The sequence below is a fragment of the Pseudomonas sp. 5Vm1k genome, assembly GCF_056161485.1.
Window position 1 is genome coordinate 96531 of record NZ_JBSPCZ010000018.1, and the last position, 17046, is coordinate 113576.

A 17046-nucleotide genomic window follows, 5' to 3' on the forward strand; every position below is an offset into this window, starting at 1 on the left:
CAGACCGTGCGTACCTGTCTGTTCGTGCCGATGCTGTTCATGGTGCTGCACGCTGCGGCGGTGATGGCTGAGGAGCCGCAACCCCTTCATCTGCTGGGACGCTCGACAGTGGAGCGTTATGAGGTCCGGCTGGACGAAACCGACTGGCAATGGCTGCGCAACAAACGGGTCTTGCACCTCGGTGTATCTGGGCCGGACTACCCGCCATTCGAGGTGACGCGTAACCACGATGAACTGGAAGGCATCACCGCCGATTACGCCGATCTGTTGGCGCAGCTGCTGCACGTCAAGGTCGAGGTGTTGCGTTACGCCACTCGCGAGGAAGCGATGCAGGCGCTCAAACACGATGAGCTGGACCTGCTCGGGACGTCGAATAATTTCGAGGTGGCCGATCCCGAACTGATCCGCTCCCGCGCCTACGCCGAAGACCAGCCGATGCTGGTCACCCGGCTGGACGAGCGCATGCCAGACGATCTGGCCGACAAGCGTATTGCCATGGTCGATGACTATCTGCCGGCGTCGAGCGTCGAGGCGTTCTATCCCGAGGCGAAGTTGCACCTGTATCCGTCGACGCTTGAGGCTCTCGGCGCGGTAGCGTTCGGACAGGATGACGTGTACCTCGGCGACTTCATCAGCGCCAATTACCTGATCAACAATAACTACCTCAACAACGTTCACCTGGCCGGGCCCTCGGGGCTGGACGCCAATCCTTTCGGGTTTGCCCTGGCCCGGAGCAATTCGCGCCTGTCGGGCATCGTCGATCAGGCACTGGCGGCGATTCCCATGGATCAGCGTACGGCCATCGAGCAGCGCTGGAGCGCCGGTCGGGCCAATCTTTCCGGTCAGCAAAGCGTACGCTTGAGCGCCAGTGAACGGCGCTGGATGACGCAGCATCCGACACTCACCGTGGGCGTCGTCGAGGACTTCGCACCGCTGACGTTTTTCGATGCCAAGGGCCGGTTCAGCGGGCTGACGGCGCAGCTGCTGACCTTGATCAGCCAACGCAGCGGCTTGACCTTCAAGGTGCAACGCAGTCGTTCACTGGATCAGCAGATCCAGCAACTCAAGGCCGGAGAGATTGATCTGGTGCCGGTGATTATTCCCAGCACCGAGCGCGAGGCTGACGTGCGCTTCACCCGCGCTTATCTGAGTAACCCGTTCGTGCTGGTCAGCACAAATTCACCCGGCAGCCCGAAGACCCTGAATGATCTGGCCGGCAAACGCTTGGCGATCAATCACAGTCTTCCACTGCGCGGGTTCATTCTCGCGCGGGTACCGGGTATTCGGCTGGTAGACGTGCAAAGTCCGGCCCAGGGTCTGGAACTGGTGATAAAGGGGCAAGCGGATGCGGCGCTCAGCTCACTGATCCTGACCCGCTACCTGATTACCCGGCACTATGGCGACCGTCTGCAGATCAACAGTACGGTGGGGAATGAACCGGCACTCATCACCCTGGCCACTGATCGCAGTGCGGTGGAGTTGCAGTCGATCCTGAACAAGGCGTTGCTGGGCATCTCGCCCCAGGAAATGGATGAGTTGGTGGCCCGCTGGAGCAATGACGTAACGGTGGATGACAGTTATTGGCTGCGTCATCGGCAAGCCATTCTCCAGGGTTTTGCCGCCGCCGGTGCCTTGCTGTTGCTGGCGCTGGGCTGGATTGCCTGGCAACGCCGGCAGATTCGCCAGCGTCAGCAGTGGTTGCAGCAATTGCAGGACGCCAAGGACGCCGCCGATGATGCCAACCGGGCGAAAACCACGTTTCTGGCGACCATGAGCCATGAAATCCGCACGCCGATGAACGCCTTGATCGGCATGCTCGAACTCGCGCTCAAACGTTCGGAAGAGGGCGTTACCGACCGTTTCGCCATTGAAGTGGCGTCCAGTTCCGCGCAGCAACTGCTGGTGTTGATCGGCGATATCCTCGACATCGCCCGCATCGAGTCCGGGCATTTGTCCCTGGCGCCGGAACGGGCCAATTTACGCGCACTGACGGAGTCGGTGTGTCGGGTTTTCGAAGGCCTGGCGCGGCAGAAAGCGCTGAATTGGCGGGTCGAGCTGGATGAGCACAGCGACTGTGATGTGCTGATCGACCCTCTGCGGTTCAAGCAAATACTGTCCAACCTGTTGAGCAATGCCATCAAGTTCACCGAAGAGGGGGAAGTGAGCCTGATCCTGAGCGTAGAACCTGGCCCGACCGGTCATTTGAGGGTGACCGTGACGATTGAAGACAGCGGCATCGGCATCAGCGCCGCCGATCAGCTGCGGCTGTTCAGTCCGTTTGTCCAGGCTGACAACAACCCGCAATCGGACCGTAATGGTTCTGGATTGGGGTTGGTGATCAGCCGCTCCTTGTGCGAAATGATGGGCGGACGGTTGCAGCTTCACAGTGAGCTGGGTTGGGGGACGCAGGTGGAGGTCAGTCTAGAGTTTCCAGCCCTGCAACCGTTACTGGCCAACGAGGAACCGTCAGACGGATTGCCACTGCCGACCCGGTCATTGACGATTCTGGTGGTCGACGATTACCCGGCCAATCGACTGTTGTTGTCGCGTCAGCTCAGTTATCTGGGGCACCGGGTGCTGGAGGCCGAGGATGGCGCGCAGGGGCTGGCACAATGGCGCACACAGGCGCTGGACGTGCTTATCACCGACTGCAACATGCCGGTGCTTAGTGGTTATGAACTGGCGATGGCGATTCGTGATGAAGAACGGGCTTATGCGTTGCCCGCGACACTGATCCTGGGGTTTACCGCCAATGCCCAGCCCGAGGAAATAGTGCGTTGCCAGGAAGCCGGCATGGATGACTGCCTGTTCAAACCGATTCGCCTGGGCGACCTGAGTGCCTGGCTGGCGGTCAGGTTTGCCGGTGAATCACCGAGGCTGCAGGAAGAACAGCCTGAGGCGCACATCGACTTGAGCGGTCTGGAAAGCTACGTCGACAGTGACCGCACGTTGATCGATCGCCTGGTGCATGATCTGGCGGTGACCAACCGCGAGGACCGCGAACACCTGCTTGAGGCGCACGCGGCGGGTAATCGCCAGGATATCCAGGACCTGGCGCACCGCATCAAGGGCGGTGCGCGCATGGTCCGGGCGGTGCGCCTGATCGAGTGTTGCGAGCAACTGGAACAGGCCTGCGCCGAAGGCCGGGCGGACTTGATCGACGTCGCCGTCGAGTGCTTGCAGCAGACCATGACGCGCCTGGATAAAAGCCTCGGGCAGCGCTGATGATCAATCCCAGTGCGGGGCGATGCCTTTAGGGCTGGTCAGGCGCTGACCACGATCCAGGCCAGCGATCAACGCCATGTCGGCCTCGCTCAAGGTCAGGTTGACGGCCTGCAGGTTGCTTTCCAGGTTGGCGCGTTTGGTCGATGAAGGAATCACCGCGTAACCCGATTGCATGGCCCAGGCCAGGGTGACTTGGGCCGGTGTCGCTTGCAGGCGCTCGGCGATCTGCTGGATTACCGGGTCTTTGAGGACTTCGCCGTAGGCCAGGGTCATGTAGGAAGTGATCTGGATGCCCTGGCTTTGCGCGAATTCGACGACCTTGCGGTTTTGCAGGTACGGGTGCAGCTCGATCTGGTTGGTGGCAATGTTCTCGGCGCCGACGGCGGCAATGGCCTGTTTCATCAGGTCCACGGTGAAGTTGGACACGCCGATCTGGCGGGTCAGGCCCAGCTGCTTGGCTTCGAGCAGGGCGCCCATGAACTCTTCCACCGGCACCTGGTTTTCCGGGGATGGCCAGTGGATCAGCGTCAGGTCCAGGTAGTCGGTCTGCAAGTTGCGCAGGCTTTCTTTGAGGCTGGCGATCAGTTGATCCTTGGCGAAGTTGGCGACCCAGATCTTGCTGGTGATGAACAGCTCTTGGCGGGGAATGCCGCTGGCGGCGATGGCCTGGCCGACGTCGGCTTCGTTCTCGTAGATCTGCGCGGTGTCGATGACGCGATAGCCCAGTTCAAGGCCGGTACTCACCGAATCGATGACCACCTGGCCTTGCAGGCGAAACGTACCAAGACCGAATGCGGGAATAGACATTGATGACTCCAGGGTTGCAGTGGGAATGGGCACGAGTATCCGCGCCGGTATCCTTGAGAAAAACCGCTGGTTGGGCAAAGCAATGTTTACTCAAAGTCATGAATGGGGACAGGTTGGTGAGATTGTGGGTGTTTGGTCCGGCCTCTTCGCGGGCAAGCCTCGCTCCTACAGGTTTGAGGTTTGCCGCGAAATGTCGGCACGACACACATCCTGTAGGAGCGAGGCTTGCCCGCGAAGGCCGCGACTCGGTCCAAAGCTTTACGCTCGCGCCTCAAGAATCATGCAAGTCGTCGATCCCGTCGCATACAACCGCCCATCCACATCATAAATCCGGCCCTCGGCCAGCGCCGTCGAGCGCCCCAGATGCACAATCTTGCCCTCGGCCCGCACCGGTCCACTGGCACCGGTCAACGCCCGGACATAACTGATGCGCAAATCCAGCGTTGTGTAGCCCTGGCCTTTTTTCAACTGCGTGTGAATCGCACACCCCATGCACGAATCCAGCAAAGTCGCCGCATACCCGCCATGCACGCTGCCCAGCGGGTTGTAGTGCCGCGAATCCGGAGTGCCCTGGAAGATGAACAGCCCGGCCGACCATTCGATCGGGATGAAATCCATCAACGTGCCAATCGGCGGCGAGGGCAGTTCTCCGTTGCCGATGCCTTCGAAAAACTCGGTGGGCGACAGCGCGCTGACCTCGGTCATGGATAGGCTGCCAGGGCCGGCGAGGCGGGCGCGTATCGCCTGTTCCTGGGCGATCCATTGGGCGAGGGTGGCTTCACGGGTAGGGCTTTGCATAGTCAATTCCTTAGGCGGATATTACGGCTGTAATTTTCATCAATATTATGTCCGAAATAAAAACCTTGCCAGTCCTCGTTTACCTGGATCGTTCTACTGGTGGGACGCTGAGGCTGGTTGTTGCTGTCTAGTGCAGAATTGATATCAGATTTAAGCTGGGTTCATGCTTCACCCACCTATTTCGGAGGCGCGATGAAAAACATCATCGGTATCTACACCAGTCCACGGGCCCATTGGGTCGGCGACGGTTTTCCGGTTCGCACGTTGTTTTCCTACGACACGATGGGCAAACACATCAGTCCGTTTCTGCTGCTGGATCACGCCGGTCCCGCCGAATTCACCCCGACCACCGAGCAGCGTGGCGTTGGCCAGCATCCACATCGCGGTTTTGAAACCGTGACCATCGTCTACGACGGCGAAGTGCAACACCGCGACTCCAGCGGCGGTGGCGGCACGATCGGGCCGGGCGATGTGCAATGGATGACCGCCGCCTCGGGGATCATCCACGAGGAATTCCACTCCGAAGCTTTCGCCAAAACCGGCGGCACCCTGGAAATGGTGCAGCTGTGGGTCAACCTGCCAGCCAAGGACAAAATGGCTGACGCCGGCTACCAGACGATTCTCGACCGCGACATCCCGAACATCCCGCTCAAGGACGACGCCGGCAGCCTGCGCCTGATCGCCGGGGAGTTCGACGGCCATACTGGCCCGTCACGCACCTTCACGCCGATTGATGTCTGGGACATCCGCTTGAATGCCGGCAAGTTGCTGACGCTGGACTTGCACGAAGGTCGCAACACCGCGCTGGTGGTGCTGCGCGGCACGGTGCAGGTCAATGGTCTGGAATTGGTGCGCGAAGGGCAGTTGGCGTTGTTCGAGCGCGACGGCCAGCAACTCAGCCTGGAAGCCAATAACGACGCGGTGGTGTTGCTGCTCAGCGGCGAGCCGATTGACGAACCCATCGTCGGTCACGGCCCGTTTGTGATGAACAGTGAGCAGGAAATCCACCAGGCGTTTGCCGATTACCAGTCGGGCCGGTTTGGGCGCATGAGCAGTTAAATCCCGCAACACCGCAATACCCTGTGGGAGCGGGCTTGCTCGCGAAGAGGTCGTGTCAGTCACTATCAATGTCGACGGGCACGCCGCCTTCGCGAGCAAGCCCGCTCCCACAGTTGTTTGCGGTGTTCTCAGGACCGCAAATCCTCCTACACTGTGCCCAATCCGTGCGATCTTCGCGCCATTGGCCCTTGCTGGAGTTGCTTGATGCTGTCACTGCTCACCGATCACCCGCTGCTTGCCGCGCTGGCCCTGATCCTGATCGATCTTGGGCTGTGGCGGTTGATCAGCACCAATGGCAGTAACTGGAAACTGGTCGTGCGGCTGGTGATTTTCGCGTTGTTCAGCGTCCTGCTGTTCAACGAAGGCCTGAACCCGCTAGAGGCGGCGCCTTGGGCCGACAATGTGCCGCTGCATCTGGCCGCCACTGGATTGCAGATCGGCTGGTGGCTGTTCGGTGCGCGGACCCTGACAGTGCTGATCGGCGCCGTGATGATGCAGCGGGTCGGGCACACCGGGCGCCTGCTCCAGGATTTGCTCGGCGCGGTGATTTTCCTGATCGCGATCATCGCGGCCATGGCCTACGTGCTCGAGCTGCCGGTCAAAGGCGTACTCGCCACCTCCGGCGCGGTGGCGATCATCGTCGGTCTGGCGCTGCAAAGTACCCTCAGCGACGTGTTCTCCGGCATCGTCCTGAACACCACCAAGCCTTATCAAATCGATGACTGGATCTCCATCGACGGCACCGAAGGCCGGGTCACCGACATCGACTGGCGCGCCACGCGCATGCAGACCGCCCAGGGCAGCATGGCGGTGATTCCCAACTCCCTCGCGGCGAAGGCCAAGATCATCAACTTCAGTCGGCCGAGCGACATGTTCGGCGTGTCCATCTGCCTGCAACTGAGCCCGCACGCGCGCCCCAACACCGTGGTCGAAGCCCTGGAGCGGGCGATGCAGGGTTGTCGTCTGCTGCTGGATCACCCGGCACCGAATGTCGCCCTGAAAAGCTCCAGCAGCGCCGGGGTGGAATACGAAATCAGCGGGTTCGTCGTCTCGATGGACCAGAAGCGCACGGTGCGCAATCTGCTGTTCGACCTGGCGTACCGGCACTTGCAGGCGTCCGGCATCAATCTGCTGTCGAGCGTGGAGCCCAACCCGCCGAGCAACGTGTCCCGGCCACGGGCGCTGCTGGAAAGCTCGGCGATTTTCTCGACCCTGCGCCAGGAAGAGAAAGAAACCTTCAGCCAGAACATGACCCTGCAAACTTTCCGCGCCGGCGAGACGATCCTGGCGGCGGGGGAGGTCAGCGATCACTTGTTCATCGTCGAATCCGGGGTGATTTCGGTGACCCTGATCCGCCACGGCACACCGTTCGAATCCGGGCGCATGGGGCCGGGCGAGGTGATCGGCGAGGCTGGCATTCTGTCCGATACCTCGGTGCCCGCCGCGTTTACCGCCAAGACTTTCTGTGCCCTGTACCGCATCGAAAAGGCTTACCTGAAACCGTGCCTGGACGCACGTCACGACATCAACGATGCGATGAAAGCCTTACTGGATTTCCGTTTGCACAAGGCCCGGACGTTGACCCAGGACGAACCGGTGGTGGCGCAGAAGAAGGGGTTTTTGCAGTGGTTGCGTAATCGTAACCACGGATAGCGAAGGTTTGTGTCGCCTGGGCGGGCCTCTTCGCGAGCAAGCCCGCTCCCACAGTGGATCTCCAGCGGACACAACATTTGTGTACGACGAAGATCTACTGTGGGAGCGGGCTTGCCCGCGAAGGCGATATCCGCCCCACAACAAATCCCGGATCAATCAGAAATCCACAGTCGCCGACACCTTCAACGTCCGCGGCGTCCCCTGGGTCAGGTACCCGCCATTCGCCGAAGCCCAATAAGCCTTGTTCGCCACGTTCTCCAGATTGGCGCGCAAAGTGATTTCCTTCTCATCCAGTTTGAAGGCATACCGCGAACCCACATCAAAGCGATTCCACGCCGGAATGCTCTGGGTGTTGGTCGCATTCAAATACTGCCCACCGGTACGCAACATCCGCGCACTCAGCGCCGCACCTTCAATCCCCGGCACATCCCAGTCAGCCCCCAGATTCAACTGAAAGCGCGGCACACCCACGGCGCGGTTGCCGTCATTAACACCGTTCGCGCTGCCTTCAATCTCGGTTTTCATCAGGGTCGCGCCGCTGAGCAGGCGCAGGCCATCCAGCGGTTCGCCATAGACGTTGAGTTCAAGCCCTTTGTTTTGCTGTTGGCCATCGACCCGAAAAATCCCGTCCTGGGTGTAGCTCGACGGTTGTTCGATGCGATACACACCAAGGCTGGCGCCGTAGCTGTCCATGTCCAGTCGCACCCCTGCCTCGATTTGCTTGCTGCGTACCGGGGCGAAAGTTTCGTCACGGTTGATCGCGCTGGTCGGCGGCGTCGGGCCTTTCGCCAGGCCTTCGATGCGGTTGGCGTAGAACGACACATGCTCCCAAGGCTTGATCACCAAACCGTAGACCGGCGTGGTGATCGATTCTTCGTAACTTGAGGTGCGTGCGCCGGTGGTGGTGCTCCAGCCGTCGACTTTCAAATCCTGGCGCCGCACGCCGAGGGTCAGCAGCACGCGATCATCGATAAAGCCCAAGGTGTCGGAGACCGCCGCACTGCGCAGGGTGTTTTTGCCGACGATGCGCGGGTCGTGGATGTCGCTGCCGAACGAGGTCGCCCGTGGCCGTGGCTTGTCGGTGACGTTGTAGATGTTGGTGCTGTAGCGCCCGGCGGTGCCGATGGTTTCGAAGGCCGAGCGCTGTTCGCCCCAGATGCCCGCCAGACCGAGGTTGAGTTGATGGCTGATCGGGCCGGTGTTCAAGTGGCCGTTGAGTCCGGCCATCAGGCTTTGGTTGTCCTCGTCGTGGGGCGGATACAGCATGCCGCCACGGGCGTTGCCGTTGAGGTCGGTGAGGGTCAGGGACGAGTAAACGCCGTTTTCCCGGGTGTGCTTGGCGCCGCCGGCCACGTAGGCAGTCCAGTTATCGCTCAGGTCATATTCGGCGCGGGCCATGCCGAAGGTGTCTTCCAGTTGCGAGTAGCTCCAGCTCTGCGCATAACCGGCGTTGGCGTCCGGCACCTTGGGTACTTTTTTCAGGCTGGAATCGACATACACCACCGAACGGCCCTGGTTGATCACCTGTTTCTGGTAGCCCAGATCCGTGGAGATGCGCAGCCGATCGCCGCGATAGTCCAGGCCCAGGCTGATCAGCGAGGAGCGCTGGTCTTCATCATCGACGGCGGTGTCACCTTCGCGTTGCAGCAGGTTGACCCGCGCGCCGAAGCGGTTGTCTTCGCCAAAGCGCTGACCCAAATCTAGATGCCCGCCAACCCGGCCATCGGCGCTGTAATCGAGGGTGACACTGCGGGTCGGTACATCATTGGCACGTTTGGGTTGCAGATTGACCCCGCCGCCGATCCCGCTGCCGCTCGGTGTCACGCCGTTGATGAAAGCATTCGGGCCCTTGAACAACTCGACCCGTTCCAGTGCTTCGGTAGCGATGATCTGCCGGGGCAACACGCCGTACAGGCCGTTATAGGAAATGTCATCCGAGGCCAGCGGCAAACCGCGAATCATGAACACTTGGGAGAAGTTGCCAAACCCGGCGGACTGGCGCACCGAGGCATCATTGAGCAGCACATCGCCGACGGTTTGCGCTTGCTGGTCGGCGATGGTCTTGGCGGTGTAACTGGTGACGCTGAAGGGCAGGTCTTTCAGCGCCTGATTACCCAACATGCCGACCTGCGCGACTTTGGCGACCTGGCCTCCGCCGTAGGTCTCGGCATTCTCGTCACGCAACGCACTGACGCTGGTGGCGCCCAGTTCCAGTGCGCCGCCAGCCGCGACGCGAGGTGCAGTCGTGTAGCCGTTGCCGCCCGTGGCGATCAGCTCGAAACCACTGCCATCAAGCAACTGCGCGAAGCCCGATTGCACGCTGTAGCTGCCTTGCAAACCAGGACTCTGACGATCACCCAGTTGCGCCGGATCGAACGACAGCGGCACCCCGACACTCACGGCAAATTGCGCCAGTGTGTGGCTGAGCAACCCCGGCCCGATGTTGACGCTGCGGCTGGCGCTTTCGCTGACGGCATCGGCGGCCTGACTGCTGAACGGCAGCAACGTCGTGAAGGCGAGGGCGACGCTCAGGCTTAACGCCTTGAGCGGGAAATCGTGCAGGGGTGTTGAAGTCATTCGGCGTTCCTGTCGAGCGCGTGGAATTGAAGAGGTCTATCCACACACCGAACGAAACGCAGAAAGGTATCAGGGGACATTGAAAAAAATTCGCCGCGATCAGGCTCTCGGTTCTACCGACAACCAATAGCGTGTCAGGCTGCTGATTTTCAGCGGCAAGGTATCGCTGAGCAGGCGCAGGCTGGCGTCGGTATCACGCAGGGAAAAGGCCCCCGACACCCGCAACGCCGCGACATCGGCATGACAGCGCAACACACCCGGTCGATAGCGGCTCAACTCACCGAGCAGTTCATCCAGGCGCATATTGTTCGCCAGCAACATGCCCTTGTCCCAGGCCAGGACACTGGTGTCGAAGCTTTCCGGCGAGTCGAAACGGTTGAGCTTGAAGCTCTGGCGTTCACCGGCCTTGAGGGTGGTGCTCTGTTGCAGCAACTGTGGCGTGACCTCTACCAGTCCTTCGAGCACCGACACCTGGCTGCGCGAGCCATTGATCCGCACGCAAAACCGCGTGCCCAAAGCGCGGGCGGTGCCCTGCGGGGTTTCGACAAGAAAGGGGCGGGCGGCAGGGTCCTTGGCGGTGCTGATCAGCACTTCGCCTTCCAATAATAGAAGTCGACGTTCTTGCAGATTGAAGGCGATATCCACCGCACTTTCGGTGTTGAGCACGATCTGGCTGCCATCGGGCAGTTGCAGGTTTTTCTGTTCACCTACGGCCGTGCGTTGATCGGCCGTCCATTGCTGCCACGGCACATGTTGCGAGGCGATGCCCAAAGGCCCGGCCATCAGCAGCAAGCCCAGGCGCGTGAGGGTCTGGCGCCGGGTGAGGCCGTCCTTGCGCGAGGCCCGTTGCAAAGTCTGGATGGCGAGATTGGCCGGGACGTTGCGAAAGTCCCCGAGAATCGCCTCGGCCCGCTGCCAGGCTTGGGCGTGCTCGGTGCTGCGCGCGCGCCATTGAGCGATGGCCTGGTGATCGGACGGCGTTGCGGTGCCCGAGTGCAACTGCACCAGCCAATCGGCGGCTTCGCCCAGTATTTGCGGGTTGATCACTGATGAGTTCATCAAGCGACACTCAGGCAGGCAATGAACGCTGCGCGCATGTGCCGTTTGACGGTGATCAGCGAGACATTCAGGCGGGTGGCGATCTGGGCGTAGGTCAGGCCTTCAATCTGTGACAACAGAAAGGTGTCGCGGGTGGCGGCCGGCAATTCGCGCAACAGGGCTTCGATACGCCACAAGGTTTCGAGAATCAGAAAGCGGGTTTCCGGAGAAGGCACATCGGCCACCGGCAAATGCGCAATGGTCTCCAGGTAAGCCCGTTCGAGGTCCTGGCGGCGCCAGCGATCGATCACCAGACCCTTGGCAATGTGCGTCAATAACGCTCTGGGTTCACTGCCCAGCGGCCGGACGACTTGACGGGTCAGCAATCGCAAAAAGGTATCGTGGGCCAGGTCGGCCGCATCGCAGCGGTTGCCCAGTTTTCGATGCAGCCATCCCTGGAGCCAGCCGTGGTGTTCGCTGTAGAGGTGATGGACTTGCTGATTCAAGGGCTGGTCGACTGACGGCATGGCGGACAGATACTCGATTCGGGCGTCCAGGCCTGAGTGCAATTAAGAATTGATCGCATTCTAGTGGCGCGGACCGAGCGCTGGCAATTGTCTTTTGAGGTCTGGCCGCAATGGCCTCCTCGTCTTCTCGAATATTGGCTATTTGTCACAGGCGTGGGCGGGATTAACTTAGCTCCACACCCACTTGTGACGGAGCCCCACCATGAAACCTCGTATCGATTTCTACACCGCTTCCCCTGACGCCCTCAAAGCCATGATCGCCCTGGAAACCGCCGTCTCGAAACTGCCGTTGGAAAAAAACCTGATCGAGTTGGTCAAGCTGCGCACCTCGCAAATCAACGGCTGTGCTTTCTGCCTTGATATGCACAGCGCCGATGCCCGCAAGGGCGGTGAAGACGAGCGTCGCCTGGCCACCTTGTCGGCCTGGCGTGAAACGCCGTTCTTCACCCCGCGTGAACGTGCGGCGCTGGCCTGGACCGAATCCGTGACCCTGGTGAGCCAGACCCACGCCCCGGATGAAGACTATGAACTGGCGGTTTCCGAGTTCAGTTCCAAGGAAATGGTCGACCTGACCGTGGCCATTACCACCATCAACGCCTGGAACCGCCTGGCGATTGGCTTTCGCAAAATGCCTCAAGCCTGATCAATGAGCGTCTGCTGACGGCGCGGCCGGTGGTTGCACCTTGCGCATCAAGGGCACCATCGCCGTGGCGATAATGAAGCAGACCATGATCATCAGAAATGCGTCGCCATAGGTTTGTGTCTGGGCTTCGCGGTAGGTCAACAACCACAGCTGGTGCAGGCTGGCGGTGACACCCGCGTCACCGCTTTGGCCTAGGGCGGCGAAGTTGTTGCCGACCTGGGACAGCCACTGATTGAGTGCTTCATTGGTGCTGTTCAAGTGCTCCGCCAACCTTGTGAAGTGCAGGTTGGTACGGTCGTTGAGAATGGTCGCGCACGCCGCAATGCCGATCGCACCGCCAAGGTTACGCATCAGGTTGAACAACCCCGAAGCATGTTTGAGCCGCGACGGCGCCAGGCCTCCCAAGGTCAGGGTCACCGCCGGAGGCACCGCCAGTTGCTGGGCAATCCCGCGCAACGCTTGCGGCAGCATCAACTCTCTGGCCCCCCAGTCATGGGTGATCGGGCTGAAATCCCACATTGATAACGCAAACAGCCCCAGGCCGGTCATCATGATCCAGCGCAGATCGACGCGGTTGGCCAGAAAGGCGTACAGCGGAATCGCCATGATCTGGAACACCCCGGTGGAGAAAACCGCCAGACCAATGTCCAGCGCGCCGTAGCCCCGCACCCGACCGAGAAACAGCGGCGTCAGGTAAATGGTCGCGAACAGGCCGATTCCGGTCACGAATGAAAAGAAGCAGCCGAGGGCGAAGTTACGATCCTTCAATGCACGCAAATCGACGATCGGATTGGCCACGTGCAGCGTCCGCCCAATGAACGCGAGACCGGCGAGGCCGCTGATCCATGCCGTGGTCAGAATTGTACTGTCGCTGAACCAGTTCCAACGCGGGCCTTCTTCGAGGGTGTATTCCAGGCAGCCGAGAAACAGCGCCATAAACACCATGCTGATGTAGTCAGCGCCCTTGAGCAGCGACAGTTCCGGCTGGTCAATCTTCACCAACATCGGCACCGCTACGGCGACGAAAATCCCCGGCACCAGGTTGATGTAGAACAGCCAGTGCCAGGACGACACGTCGGTGATCCAGCCACCGATCACAGGGCCCAGGGTCGGTGCCAACGACGCCACCGCGCCAATGGTCGCAGCAGCAATCACCCGTTGTTTGCCGGTGAAGAAAAAGAACGCGGTGGTGAACACCAGCGGGATCATCGAGCCACCGAGAAAACCTTGCAGGGCACGGAAGGCGATCATGCTCTGGATGTTCCAGGCCGCGCCGCAAAGCAGGCTGGCCAAGGTGAAACCGACCGCCGAGGCGCAGAACAGCCAACGTGTCGAGAACACCCGGGACAACCAGCCCGACAACGGGATCACGATGATTTCAGCGATCAGGTAACTGGTCTGCACCCATGCGGTTTCGTCGGTGCCGGCGGAGAGCCCGCCACCGATGTCGCGCAACGAGGCGGAGACAATCTGAATATCTAGCAGTGCGATGAACATGCCGATGCACATGGTGGCGAAGGCGAAGACTTTGGTCGCCGTCGCCATGCTGGCGGCATTGAACGGTTGCGCAGGGGCGGCGACGGTGCTCATGGTGCGCTGGCCACGGCTGGGGTTTTATCCTCGGCGCGGGTGTCGACTTCAGCGGTCACCGACAAGCCGGGACGCAGATGACCGAGCACACCATCCGCCGGATCGAGCACGATGCGCACCGGTACACGCTGAACGATTTTGGTGAAGTTGCCCGTGGCGTTTTCCGGTGGCAACACGCTGAACTGCGCGCCGCTGGCCGGGGCAAGGCTGTCCAGATGACCATGGAACACCTGGCCCGACAGCACGTCAGCACGGATGATCACCCGCTGACCGGACGTCATCCGCGCCAGTTGGTCTTCCTTGAAATTGGCATCGACCCACAGCCCGCTCGACGGCACCACCGACAGCAGTTGTGAACCGGCCTGGGCATAAGCGCCGACCCGTGCGCGACGATTGCCGACCACACCGTCCACCGGCGCTTTGAGTTCGGTGTAGCTGACGTTCAGTTGCGCCAGATCACGCTCAGCCTTGGCTTGCATCAGCGCGGCGCGGGCTTGTTGTTTCTGGGTTTCGATCACATCCAGCTGACGTTGCGAAGCCAGCAATTCAGCCTGGGCCCGGGCGCTGATTGCCTGGGCGGTCTTGAATGTGGCGTTGGCCCGTTGGGCGCTTTCCACCGAGACGGCATTGCTGCCGACCAGTTTTTTGTAGCGCGCATCGTCATCCCGTGAACGGGCGGTTTCGGCACCGGCGGCATCGATCCCGGCGCGAGCCTGGCCAATGACTGCGTGTTGCAGTTGTTCGGTGGCATCGAGGTTGGCGAGCAGGGCCTGCTCGGCGGCGACGGCGCCTTCAGCCTTGGCCAGGTTGGCGCGGTAGTCCCGGGAATCCAGGCGTACCAGCACGTCGCCAGCCTTGACCTTCTGGTTGTCGGTGACCAGCACTTCTTCGATATAACCCGCGACTTTCGGCCCGATCACCGTGACGTCGCCGCCAATATAGGCATCGTCGGTTTCTTCAAGAAAACGCCCGGCAGTCCACCAGTGGGCACCGTACAAACCGATACCGACCAGCGCCGCGATGGCCACGGTCAGCAGAAGCAGGCGTTTGAGCACGGGCGGCCTGGTGGTGTTCACCGGGACAGCCAGGTCGGGTTCAACGGTGGGCATGCTGGTCATGGGAAATACCTGTGGGGGAATCGTTATTACGGGCGTAATATGACGCATGTAATATTTACTGACAATTGATTTTTGCTGCCGGTCGTCAGTTGGGAAGATCGAGAAAATGAAAACTGACCAATTGTTTAAGAAATGTAAGCGCTGTAGGACGCGTCTTGCATTTGCGTAGGAACGATCTGACTATCACGAAAATTGATGGGATGGCATTGAGCCATTTGATGATCGCAAGGATGTTGAGTGTCGTATTCGCTTCGCGCTGTTCCTCGTTTTAGTTGCACGCTGTTGTCGGCGTTGCTGTTGAGCCTGAGTGTTTCGTCCCTCCAGGCCGCAGAACCTTCCGCCCCCGGCCAGGAAGTGCTGCGCCAGCAGCAACAGCAACAGCGCGACCTGCAGCAACTGCAACTGGAAGAGCGCCGCCGGCAACTGGAACGCGGCAGTTTCGGTGCGCCGCCAGTCACGCCCGCATTGCCCGCCCAAGTCACCCCTGATGAACGCTGCTGGCCCTTGAGCGGTACGCGCATCGGCGGCGTCACCCTGATCAGTAGCAAAAAGCTCAACGAACGAATCAAGCCGCAATTGTCGGCCTGCATGGGCGTCGGTCAGATCAACCATCTGCTGGCGACCATCACCGCGTTGTACGTGGACGCCGGTTATATCGCCAGTCGGCCCTACCTCAGCAGCGCGCCAGCGGCGGGGCAGTCGCTGGATATCGTGGTCGATGAAGGTTATGTCGAGGCCATCGAGCTGGCTGATCAGAGCCTGCCGGTGTCCTTGGGTGGCGCGTTCCCCGGGATGCTCGGCAAACCGCTGAACCTGCGCGATCTGGAACAGGGGCTGGACCAGTTGAACCGGCTGCGCTCGGTGGACCTGACCGCCGACATCGCCCCCGGCAGCCAACCCGGCGCCTCGCGCATCATCCTGCGTTCGCGCACCAGCGGCCAATCGCGCTGGGCCTTGGGCCTAGGCGCGGACAACCTCGGCAGCGCCAGCACCGGGCGTGATCGCGACACCTTGAGCCTGAGCCTCGACAGCCCGCTGGAGCTCAACGATTCACTGAACCTCAGCGCCAGCGACACCCTCAATCACGGTGATCGCTACAGCCGTAACGCCAGCCTGTATTACGCCATCCCTTACGGCTACTGGACCTGGAGCGTTTTTGCCAGCCACGCCGAATACCGCGCGCCGTTCAAACTCCCCAGCGTGACGTTTCACAGCACCGGCATCACCGACCAGCTCAGCCTGCGCGCCGACCGAGTGCTGTGGCGCGACCAAAGCCGTCAACTGAGCGCCAACCTGCAACTGGCGCACAAGGACGTCGACAGCTACCTGGAGAACGTTCGCCTCGGCATTCAGAGCCCGACCCTCACCGTGGCCGAGGCCGGGTTGAACCTGTTCTGGCTCAACAGCGCGGTGTGGAACCTGGACGTCAATGTCGCCCAGGGCCTGCGCTGGCTCGGTGCCGATGACGACGCCAATCGTCAGGTCAACAACCAGCCCAAGGCGCAGTTTCGCAAATACCGCGCCGGCCTCAGTCAGTGGCGCAATGGTCAATTCGGCCAGCAGGCGTGGCAATGGCAGAGCCAGTTCAACGTGCAATACAGCCCCGATCCGCTACCGGCCATTGAACAACTGCTGGGTACCGACGATTCCGCCGTGCGCGGTTACCGGGTCAACAGTGCTTCGGGCGCCAGCGGCGCGATCTGGCGCAACACGTTGCGCCTGCCGTTGCGCAGCAGTTTGCCCATGCAGATCACCCCACGCCTGGGCCTGGACAACGGCTGGGTCAAGGCCGATCACGGCGCCCAGGGCCAACGCCTGAGCGGGGCCAGTGCCGGGGTCAACCTGAGCTGGAAAAACCTGCAAGTGGACGTCGATTACCAACGCAGCCTCAACACGCCCGACGGTTTGCAGCATGAGCCCGAGACCTGGCTGATGCGCGTGGGATTAACCCTGTGAACACCCAACAACAGCCGTCGGACCTGAGCGCCTCAGCCACGGCCAACAACTCGGC

12 protein-coding genes are annotated in these 17046 nt (G+C 61.0%); 5 read left to right on the top strand and 7 right to left on the bottom strand.

Annotation, left to right across the window (positions count from 1 at the left end):
• The first annotated feature begins 30 nt into the window (after positions 1–30).
• Positions 31–3225, top strand: coding sequence for a transporter substrate-binding domain-containing protein (locus tag ACWIKB_RS27490; protein ID WP_475270660.1), 3195 nt, complete (start codon positions 31–33; stop codon positions 3223–3225).
• Positions 3226–3228: 3 nt separating this feature from the next.
• Here the strand turns inward: ACWIKB_RS27490 and dkgB are convergent, their stop codons facing one another.
• Both dkgB and ACWIKB_RS27500 read right to left on the bottom strand, forming a co-directional pair.
• On the bottom strand, positions 3229–4032 hold the full coding sequence (gene dkgB / locus ACWIKB_RS27495; RefSeq protein WP_475270630.1) for a 2,5-didehydrogluconate reductase DkgB: 804 nt from the start codon (positions 4030–4032) through the stop codon (positions 3229–3231).
• Positions 4033–4290: 258 nt separating this feature from the next.
• A complete protein-coding gene (locus tag ACWIKB_RS27500) occupies positions 4291–4830 on the bottom strand; it encodes a PaaI family thioesterase (RefSeq protein WP_475270631.1) in 540 nt (179 codons plus the stop codon).
• 192 nt (positions 4831–5022) lie between these two features.
• On the opposite strand from ACWIKB_RS27500, the gene ACWIKB_RS27505 reads away from it, so the two are divergent.
• Together ACWIKB_RS27505 and ACWIKB_RS27510 are read left to right on the top strand one after the other, a co-directional pair.
• The gene (locus ACWIKB_RS27505) at positions 5023–5889 is read left to right on the top strand and encodes a pirin family protein (protein WP_475270632.1); all 867 of its coding nucleotides are present in this window, start codon (positions 5023–5025) and stop codon (positions 5887–5889) included.
• 204 nt (positions 5890–6093) lie between these two features.
• Positions 6094–7542 (top strand): mechanosensitive ion channel domain-containing protein, encoded by a 1449-nt coding sequence (locus ACWIKB_RS27510; RefSeq protein WP_475270634.1) that lies wholly within the window; start codon positions 6094–6096, stop codon positions 7540–7542.
• A gap of 156 nt (positions 7543–7698) precedes the next feature.
• Here the strand turns inward: ACWIKB_RS27510 and ACWIKB_RS27515 are convergent, their stop codons facing one another.
• The 3 genes from ACWIKB_RS27515 to ACWIKB_RS27525 all read right to left on the bottom strand — a co-directional run bounded on the left by ACWIKB_RS27515 (position 7699) and on the right by ACWIKB_RS27525 (position 11684).
• Entirely contained in the window at positions 7699–10119 is a 2421-nt protein-coding gene (locus tag ACWIKB_RS27515; RefSeq protein ID WP_475270636.1) for a TonB-dependent siderophore receptor, read from the bottom strand.
• Between the two features lie 99 nt (positions 10120–10218).
• Positions 10219–11178 carry a FecR domain-containing protein gene (locus ACWIKB_RS27520; protein ID WP_475270637.1) on the bottom strand — a complete coding sequence of 320 codons (960 nt, stop codon included), beginning with the start codon at positions 11176–11178 and terminating at the stop codon, positions 10219–10221.
• Complete coding sequence (locus ACWIKB_RS27525; protein ID WP_475270639.1) at positions 11178–11684, bottom strand: sigma-70 family RNA polymerase sigma factor; 507 nt, start codon at positions 11682–11684, stop codon at positions 11178–11180. The genes ACWIKB_RS27520 and ACWIKB_RS27525 overlap by 1 nt, the downstream gene beginning before the upstream one ends.
• Positions 11685–11886: 202 nt before the next feature.
• Here ACWIKB_RS27525 and ACWIKB_RS27530 point away from each other — a divergent pair, with 202 nt between their 5' ends.
• Positions 11887–12327 (top strand): carboxymuconolactone decarboxylase family protein, encoded by a 441-nt coding sequence (locus tag ACWIKB_RS27530; RefSeq protein ID WP_475270640.1) that lies wholly within the window; start codon positions 11887–11889, stop codon positions 12325–12327.
• On the opposite strand, the gene ACWIKB_RS27535 is transcribed toward ACWIKB_RS27530, so the two are convergent.
• A complete protein-coding gene (locus ACWIKB_RS27535) occupies positions 12328–13917 on the bottom strand; it encodes a DHA2 family efflux MFS transporter permease subunit (protein WP_475270642.1) in 1590 nt (529 codons plus the stop codon).
• Positions 13914–15035 carry an HlyD family secretion protein gene (locus ACWIKB_RS27540; RefSeq protein ID WP_475270643.1) on the bottom strand — a complete coding sequence of 374 codons (1122 nt, stop codon included), beginning with the start codon at positions 15033–15035 and terminating at the stop codon, positions 13914–13916. Before ACWIKB_RS27540 ends, ACWIKB_RS27535 begins: the two co-directional genes overlap by 4 nt.
• Before the next feature lie 237 nt (positions 15036–15272).
• Here ACWIKB_RS27540 and ACWIKB_RS27545 point away from each other — a divergent pair, with 237 nt between their 5' ends.
• A complete protein-coding gene (locus tag ACWIKB_RS27545) occupies positions 15273–16991 on the top strand; it encodes a ShlB/FhaC/HecB family hemolysin secretion/activation protein (RefSeq protein WP_475270644.1) in 1719 nt (572 codons plus the stop codon).
• Positions 16992–17046: the final 55 nt, after the last annotated feature.